1 other RNA gene is annotated in these 899 nt (G+C 53.9%); it reads left to right on the forward strand.

Annotated elements, in window-relative coordinates:
* Window positions 1-164: 164 nt before the first annotated feature.
* Window positions 165-524: a transfer-messenger RNA gene (ssrA, locus tag C7C56_RS06540) on the forward strand.
* Window positions 525-899 lie beyond the last annotated feature (375 nt).

Raw genomic sequence — 899 nt, forward strand, 5'->3', positions numbered from 1 at the left:
ACGGCAAGAAGCTGGCGACTGTGGCGGGCATGATCGGCGGCGGCATGATCGGCAACGAGATCCAGAACCGCAGCAAGGAAAACGCCGCAGCCCAGCAGCAACGCTGACCCGCTTCGCATCGAATCTGCGCACGGTAAGGGATTGCGTTACAATGACAGTTCTGTGGGGGTGACCTGGTTTCGACGTGGGTTGCAAAGCAGCGCAGGGCATACCGAGGGCGGGTCACCTCGTAAATACAACCTGAAAAACTTAACTGCAAACGATAACTCGTACGCACTCGCAGCTTAATTGCTGCTAGCTCTAGAACACCTCGTCCCTGGGGTGGGCCGTCAAAAGCTCTAGAGTCATTTACAGGGACTCGTCCGATACTGGGTTACTTAGTATTGGACTAAATAATAGGTAACTCGCTTGTACACAGCGTGCACGTCCGCGTTGTACCGGTTAAATTAAATGGCAGTGCTAAGTATGTAGAACTGTCTGTAGAGTGCTTGCGGACGCGGGTTCGATTCCCGCCGCCTCCACCATAGCATCCTAAAAAACCGTCCACTGGACGGTTTTTTTTCGTCTGTATCAACAGGCGGCGGGAATCGATACCGCGTCTGAGGGGGGCAACTGGGGGCAGAATTTAAGGACACCCCTACGCCGTCAAAGCTGGAATAATACGACTCGTTCGCATAGCTCCCCAATTTTCTTTTCAACCACCCTATTGTGATTCGGCGTTTTTGTGGTGGTCAAGTAATTTCGGACAGTTCTGGCTGAGGACCGCCCCCCGTTACTCGCAAACCGCTCCTGTTGGGGCTACACTCGCCTTTACCTTGGGCTGACGTGACAGCGGTCCCCCACGCCCCGATAAATTTACTTTCGGCGCCAAGATTGCTCGTGACTGTTCAGCCTGAGCG

The sequence above is a fragment of the Massilia glaciei genome (assembly GCF_003011895.2).
Classification (GTDB): Bacteria; Pseudomonadota; Gammaproteobacteria; order Burkholderiales; family Burkholderiaceae_D; genus Telluria_A; species Telluria_A glaciei.